This window comes from Brevundimonas sp. Leaf168, assembly GCF_001423685.1.
GTDB lineage: Bacteria > Pseudomonadota > Alphaproteobacteria > Caulobacterales > Caulobacteraceae > Brevundimonas > Brevundimonas vesicularis_C.
Genome location: NZ_LMOY01000005.1, coordinates 1 through 7,079, shown reverse-complemented (window position 1 = coordinate 7,079; position 7,079 = coordinate 1). Strand labels below are relative to the sequence as shown.

7 protein-coding genes and 1 tRNA gene are annotated in these 7,079 nt (G+C 61.6%); 5 read left to right on the top strand and 3 right to left on the bottom strand.

Going from position 1 to position 7,079, the window contains the following annotated elements; all coding sequences use genetic code 11:
• On the top strand, nucleotides 1-2,689 hold a 2,689-nt coding region (locus ASF81_RS04835), incomplete at its 5' end, for an error-prone DNA polymerase (protein WP_055805685.1).
• Nucleotides 2,690-3,315: 626 nt separating this feature from the next.
• Nucleotides 3,316-3,492, top strand: coding sequence for a hypothetical protein (locus tag ASF81_RS04830; protein WP_156363157.1), 177 nt, complete (start codon nucleotides 3,316-3,318; stop codon nucleotides 3,490-3,492).
• 370 nt (nucleotides 3,493-3,862) lie between these two features.
• On the opposite strand, the gene ASF81_RS04820 is transcribed toward ASF81_RS04830, so the two are convergent.
• Both ASF81_RS04820 and ASF81_RS15165 read right to left on the bottom strand, forming a co-directional pair.
• Nucleotides 3,863-4,315: a hypothetical protein gene (locus ASF81_RS04820; RefSeq protein ID WP_055805676.1), complete on the bottom strand. Its 453-nt coding sequence runs from the start codon at nucleotides 4,313-4,315 to the stop codon at nucleotides 3,863-3,865.
• Nucleotides 4,316-4,532: 217 nt separating this feature from the next.
• Nucleotides 4,533-4,859 (bottom strand): hypothetical protein, encoded by a 327-nt coding sequence (locus ASF81_RS15165; protein WP_055805672.1) that lies wholly within the window; start codon nucleotides 4,857-4,859, stop codon nucleotides 4,533-4,535.
• Between ASF81_RS15165 and ASF81_RS14770 the strand changes: the two genes are divergently transcribed.
• The 3 genes from ASF81_RS14770 to ASF81_RS15625 all read left to right on the top strand — a co-directional run bounded on the left by ASF81_RS14770 (nucleotide 4,755) and on the right by ASF81_RS15625 (nucleotide 7,016).
• The gene (locus ASF81_RS14770) at nucleotides 4,755-4,985 is read left to right on the top strand and encodes a helix-turn-helix domain-containing protein (RefSeq protein WP_082503457.1); all 231 of its coding nucleotides are present in this window, start codon (nucleotides 4,755-4,757) and stop codon (nucleotides 4,983-4,985) included. The genes ASF81_RS15165 and ASF81_RS14770 overlap by 105 nt on opposite strands.
• A gap of 370 nt (nucleotides 4,986-5,355) precedes the next feature.
• Entirely contained in the window at nucleotides 5,356-6,291 is a 936-nt protein-coding gene (locus ASF81_RS14765) for a recombinase family protein (protein WP_156363155.1), read from the top strand.
• Entirely contained in the window at nucleotides 6,177-7,016 is an 840-nt protein-coding gene (locus ASF81_RS15625; RefSeq protein ID WP_369814900.1) for a zinc ribbon domain-containing protein, read from the top strand. The genes ASF81_RS14765 and ASF81_RS15625 overlap by 115 nt, the downstream gene beginning before the upstream one ends.
• Here ASF81_RS15625 and ASF81_RS04805 read toward each other — a convergent pair.
• Nucleotides 6,973-7,049, bottom strand: a tRNA-Met gene (locus tag ASF81_RS04805). The two genes, ASF81_RS15625 and ASF81_RS04805, sit on opposite strands and share 44 nt — an antisense overlap.
• Nucleotides 7,050-7,079: the final 30 nt, after the last annotated feature.

Sequence of the window (7,079 nt, the reverse complement as noted above, 5' to 3'; positions counted from 1 at the left end):
ACGCCTGCTGCAGGACGTGGTCACCTGCGTGCGGCACGGCTGCACCATCGACGAATTGGGTTTTCGACGCGAACGCCATGCGGATCGCTATCTGAAGCCGCCCCACGAGATGCACCGCCTGTTCAAGGCCTATCCCGAGGCCCTGGCCCGCTCGGTCGAGATCGCCGACCGCTGCCGGTTCTCGCTGGATGAGCTGGCCTATCAGTACCCCGACGAGGTCTCGACGCCGGGCATGACGCCGCAGCAGACGCTGGAACAGCTGACTTGGGAAGGAGCGGCGGATCGGTATCCGGAGGGTCTGCCGGACAGTGTGCGCAAGACCCTGCGTCACGAGCTCGATCTGATCGGCACGCTGGACTATGCGCCCTATTTCCTCACGGTCCATTCGATCGTGCGCTTCGCCCGCAGCCAGGACATCCTGTGCCAGGGCCGCGGCTCGGCCGCCAACTCCGCCGTCTGCTATGTGCTGGGCATCACCTCGATCGACCCGGGCCGCAATGATCTGCTGTTCGAGCGCTTCGTCAGCCAGGAGCGCCGTGAGCCGCCAGACATCGATGTCGATTTCGAGCACGAGCGGCGCGAGGTCGTCATGCAGTGGATCTTCGAGACCTACGGCCGCAACCACGCCGCCCTCTGCTCCGTCGTCACCCGCTATCGCTCGCGCGGCGCCCTGCGCGACGTCGGCAAGGCGCTGGGTCTGAGCGAAGACCTGATCAAGACGCTGTCGTCGCAAGTCTGGAGCTATTCCAGCGAGGGCGTCGAGGACAAACATGTCGCGGACCTGAACCTCAATCTGGAGGACCGGCGGCTCCGCCTGGCGCTGGAGCTGTCGCGCCAGCTGATCGGCGCCCCGCGCCATCTCAGCCAGCACCCCGGCGGCTTCGTCCTGACCCGGGATCGACTGGACGACCTGGTCCCGATCGAGCCGGCGGCGATGAAGGATCGCCAGGTCATCGAATGGGACAAGGACGACATCGACGTACTGAAGTTCATGAAGGTCGATGTGCTGGCGCTCGGCATGCTCAGCTGCATGAAGCGCGGCTTCGACCTGCTGGCCGAACACAAGGGGATCTCGCTCGACCTCGCCACCATCCCGGCCGAGGATCCCAGGACCTATGCGATGATCCGCAAGGCCGACACGCTCGGGGTCTTCCAGATCGAGAGCCGGGCCCAGATGGCCATGCTCCCGCGCATCAAGCCCCGCACCTTCTACGATCTGGTCATCGAGGTCGCCATCGTCCGGCCCGGCCCGATCCAGGGCGACATGGTCCATCCCTATCTGCGCCGCCGAGAAGGCAAGGAGGACGTCGTCTATCCCAAGCCCGAGCTGGAGAAGGTGCTGGGCAAGACCCTGGGCGTGCCCCTCTTCCAGGAACAAGCCATGCGCGTCGCGATCGAATGCGCCGGCTTCACCGCTTCGGAAGCCGACCAGCTCCGTCGGGCCATGGCGACCTTCAAGTTCACCGGCGGGGTCAGCCATTTCAAAGACAAGCTGATCAGCGGCATGGTCGAGCGCGGCTATGACGCCGCCTTCGCTGAGAAGACCTTCAGCCAGCTTGAGGGCTTCGGCTCCTACGGCTTTCCGGAAAGCCATGCGGCCTCCTTCGCCCTGATCGCCTATGCCTCCTCCTGGCTCAAATGCCATCACCCGGATGTCTTCTGCGCCGCGCTGCTGAACGCCCAGCCCATGGGCTTTTATGCGCCGGCGCAGATCGTCCGTGACGCCCAGCAGCACGGCGTCGAGATCCGGCCCGTCTGCATCAACGCCAGCCGCTGGGACTGCACCCTGGAGCCGGCAGGCGAGGATGGACGCTTTGCCGTCCGCCTGGGCCTTCGCATGGTGCGCGGCCTGGTGAACAGCGACGCCGCCCGCCTCCTGGCGGCGCGGACGGACGGCGCCTTCCGCTCTGTCGACGACCTGTGGCGGCGCGCGGGCGCCCAGGTCGCCAGCCTTGTCCGCCTGGCGGAGGCGGACGCCTTCCGGCCGGATATGGATCTGGACCGCCGCGACGCGCTGTGGGCCATCAAGGGTCTGCGCGACGAGCCCCTGCCCCTGTTCGCCGCCGCCGGCGCCCACGACCAGACGCCGGAAATCTCGGAACCAGATGCGGGCTTGAAGCCGATGACGCCTGGACGGGAAGTGGTCGAGGACTACAGCCACATCGGCCTGACCCTGCGCGACCATCCGCTGAGCTTCCTGCGCGGCGATCTGCAGGCCCGGCACGTCATGACCTGCGCCGAGGGGACGGCCATGCGCGACGGTCGGTTGACGCGCGTCGCGGGCCTCGTGCTGGTCCGTCAGAAGCCCGGCAGCGCCAAGGGAGTCATGTTCATCACCATCGAGGACGAAACCGGGGTCGCCAATCTGGTGATCTGGCCCAGCCTCTATGAACAGCAACGCCGCATAGTCCTGTCGGCCTCTATGCTTGCCGTCGACGGCAAGGTTCAGCGAGAGGGCGACGTCGTCCACATCGTCGCGACCAGACTTCACGACGCATCGGGTTTGCTCGCTTCGGTCGGCGACCGTGGCGAGGCCTTCCCCCTGCCCCATGGACGGGGCGACGAATTCCATCGCGGCGGGTCGCCGGATGCGCGCGACGCGCCCCCTCGCGCGATCAAGGTCCGGGACATCTACATTCCCGATCTCCATCTCGACACGATCAGACCGAAGACGCGGGATTTTCGATAACTTGGTAAGCACCACCATCAGCTAAGAGTCCGACAGCTCCGGAACACAGCGTCTCGAGGGAACGAATCTCGGTGGGTTGAAAAGGCTTGCGCCCGTCTAGTCTGAACGGCGGTCAGCCGATCTTCAGCACTGGACAACTCTGCTTAGCGGACCATTTCCAGATGCCCGGCGAGTAGGTGACCAGCGCATCAACCACCAACTCGTGAAGCATTTTTCCCGACCTTGACCATAGTTTCGCCGCGTCTACAGGCGTCGTGATTACGCACGCCTAGATCGCGGGAGGCTGGTAATAACTGGCGATTTCTGCGGGTGGGGGTGGATCATACAATCCAACAATCATATTGAAATCATTGAAAAAGTATCGAGTAATTGCCGCGTAGATCATATCCGATCTATTTTGCGCCTGATTTTTTCCATTTTATTACAATGCCCTAAGCCCACAGCAGGTGTGCGTAATGTGTGCATCAACCTCCACAGGATGATATTCCTAATGGCCCCACCGGGGTTAGATGTTTTTTGTCGTTTGGTTTCATCATCTGGAGCACAGGGCTATCGCCCCCTAGGCCGTGTTTAGGATGGCGCTCGAGATAGAATATTTGGCTGCCCAACCAGCTAGGAGAACGACGGTGAGCGACGCTGAGCTGCAAGCCTTTCAGATGAACTTTGTGCAGATGGCTTTGGTGTTCTCGTTCACCATTGTGGCGATCCTCGCCATCAGGACGGTGATCTCCAAAATGGTGCGAGCGCTGTGTGATCGAAAAGCTCGCGCGAGCGATTATGATGAGCCAAGCACGCCGTCTTGACCTAAGTCTCACGCGTCGATCCGGCTGCGCTCGTTCAGGAGGCGCAGGGCTACCGCCGCGAGGCGTGCACATCCTCCGTGGCGAAAGAACGCGCGGGCGCGATATCGACCGACACTCGGAGCCAGCCGCTAATCCGGCCTGTCTTTATTCGCCTGGTCCCACCGTCCATACCTTCGATGAGCCCTCCGATAATGGGCTTCACTAACCAGCCCATGATCAATGCGGTCACCCCACCGGCCATGAAAATCAGAACGTCCATCATAAGGCGCCTCCCAGGGAACCCTGTGGCTCTCGTATACGGCAGCATCCCGTGTGACCAAAGCTGCGGTGCGGCACGGCGACAAGTGCACGCCTTCGAATGCCCAGCCTTTCAGTGCCGAACACCCTTCGCCTCGACGGGGCTCAGCTGCAGCTCAGCCGCACCGATCGCGAGAGCTTGAAGCTTGGTGCAAGGCAGGAGGCCGCATTCTTGCGCAAAGGTCAGAGGCCCATGGCTGGCGGGGTCGATCAGCCCAACCACTGCGTCGTGCAGAGCCTCAAGGGTCGAGGCATCATCCACGAAGGCGGCCAAGTCTGCGCCGGCGCCGTCCACCGTGTAGTGAGCAAAACCTTCTCGCTGAGCTCGATAGGCATCCCAGCGGACCTGGAGCCTCGCTACGCGCTCCCCGGCGCCGGCAAGATCCTTTGCTCGCGTCAATCCACCCGCGACGGTTTCCTCGGCAGCCTCGAGCTTGGGGGCCGTTCTCATCACATAGTGAGCCGTCCAATACCGGATCAGCAGATCGCCGCAGCCGGCGCCGTCCTGATGCAGCAGAGGCGCCAAGCCAATCTCTAGATCCCCTTCGGCGAACAGCGCGAGGTCATCAATCAGGATATGCGGCGCCAGCGCTTGCTAGGACGTGAGCACTCGCTCGACGGGCCAGCCTGAGAGATCAGCCAAATCCTCGGCGGTCGTCTTCACCAACCCTCCATTGTCCGGATTGTCCCTCAGCTGGTGGGCCCAGACCATCAGCAGCAGCGAAAGCGTCGTCAGGGCGTCGTCATTCAGGCCGGCACGAGCCGGCGTTCTGCACGACCGTAAGCGACGCAAGCATGATCAACGGGTCGAGCTCTGCTGGGTCCAGATGCGACCCTGTTCCGATCATGAGCTGCAGTCCGGAGCCCATCTCGGAAATATCGACAAAATCAGCCATCACACCTCTCGCACCAATCACACTGATAGTGTGTAGTGAAGATCGGGCGGCAGCCGCACGTGCGGTTGTGTGGAAGTTGACGCTGAACTGCTGAGTTTTGGCCGCGCCGTCAGGTCGCGGCGCGTTGCGCTCGGCCTCAGCCAAGAGGAGCTGGCGGACAGAGCTGGACTCCATCGAAATTACATCGGCGGCATTGAGCGTGGCGAACGCAACGTCGGCATCAAGGTGGTCTACGCTCTAGCAGCCGGCTTGGGCTGTGAGCCGTCTGAATTGTTCAATCAGACCGCACCGCCGCCTTAACCTCCCCTTAACCGACGGCTTAGCAATCTGATCGAACCGTAAGACCGATCCTGAACCATCGTTTAATTTAATCGAGAGTTTAGGATAATGAAAGACTCAATAGAGGCTTCAACAGAAGCCACCACCACTACCTGTTTGGAGAGGTTTACCCCAACCACTCCAACATTATGTCATCGCCAATCCTACGACGAGGCTACGGCCTTACCCCCTTCGCTGGATTGTGCAGTCGAATCCACTGAGGTCATACTCAACACAGATCGCGCGATTAGCGTATGCGATGGGATTTGGCCGAGCAGCCATGTTGCAGTCGCTGAGTCCCTTCTCGACGACTTGGCTCGCATCCTTGCGCGTATGACGCTCGATATGCACCGTGGCGATCTTCCCTCGCCTTGAGCCTGAGTTGATGCGTGCAGCCCTATATGCCCGCTACTCGACCGACCTTCAAAACGTCGCTCCGATCGCGGATCAGTTTGCGACGTGCCGATCCTTTGCAGCGAAGGACGCGACCAAGATCGTCGCGACGTTTGAGGACGCAGCCATCTCGGGAGGGTCCGCAGCAAACCGGCCCGGATTGCATAGCCTGATGCGCGGCGCGAAGAACGGCGAGTTCGAAGTCGTGCTTTGTGAAGCGTTAGATCGCCTGTCTCGGTCCCAGGCCGATGTCGCGGCTCTGTTCGAAGACTTGCGGTTTCACGGCGTCAAAATCCGCACGATCTCCGAAGGCGACATATCCGAGCTACTGATCGGGTTGATGGGGACTATGACCGCCCCTCAACTGCGCGAGACAGGACGAAAGACAGGGCGCGGACTTCAAGGCGTCGCCCGGTCCGGTCGTCATACCGGAGGCCGTGTCCACGGCTACAAGATTAGGCGAGAAGTCGATAACATCGGCGAACCGATCCGGGGCCTTCGCGATATCGATCCTGTTGAAGCAGAAGTCGTCAGAGAAAACTTTCGGCGCTACGCCGCCGGCCAATCGCCTCGGGCGATCGTAAGCGACTTGAATCGGCGCAGCATACCGGGCCCGCGAGGCGGAAGCTGGAACGCGTCGACGATCAACGGCAATGCCGAGCGCGGCAATGGGGTCATCCATAATGAGTTGTATCGCACCGTCCTGGTTTCAGTCGCCAGACTTGGGTCAAGGACAGACGCACAGGAAAGCGCCAGGCGCGAACGGCGGATCCTGAAGAAATTATTCGGACCGAGGTACCCCACTTTCGGATCATCTCCGAGGAGTTATGGGCGAAAGTTCAGGATCGCTACGCGGAAAACACCTTATCGCCACGGGGGCCCTCCCCGCGCATAGCCGTTCGGCCCAGGTACTTACTAAGCGGAAAACTGACCTGCGGGGTTTCTGGCGGCCCGATGATCCGAAGCGGTGCCGACCAACGCTTTATGTGCTCATGGCGACGAGAGCGCGGAAAATCGGCATGCACGAACGGCCGCGGGATCAAGAGCGGAGAGATCGAGGCGCGCGTTCTCGCCGCGATTAAGAACCGACTTCTAGCGCCGGGACGCGTGGCGCTCGCCGTCGAAGAGGCGAGGCTCGCAGCAGAGAATGAGGCGCGTACGATTAGCCAGGCTCGATCAAAACTGGAGAGTGAGCTTGCGGAAGTGAAGCGTCGCGCCGAACGCTTGGTCGATCAGATCGCCGATGGGCCCCTTACCGGCGCTACAGTCAAGGATCGCCTGGACGCGCTAGAGGCGCGGAGGGCACAGATTGAAGGAGAGCTGACTCAAGCGCCGGTGGCTCCAGTCGTCGCCCTACACCCGCGCGTGGCAGAGCATTACCGGCCGGTCGTAGGCTCGCTGGAGCGCGCTTCAGCTCGCAGCGACAGCGAGGCAACGACCAAGGCCCGAGATTTGGTGCGCAAGTTGATTGAAACCGTGGTGGTCACGCGGCTGGAAAAGCGCGGTAAGTTTGCCTTGACCATACAAGGCAGAATCGCCGCCCTGGTGAACCAAGACGGCGAAAATACTACGGTTTTGGGTGCGGGAGTAGGATTTGAACCTACGACCTTCAGGTTATGAGCCTGACGAGCTACCGGGCTGCTCCATCCCGCGGCAAACGGTAGTGTATCGTGAAGGAAGAAC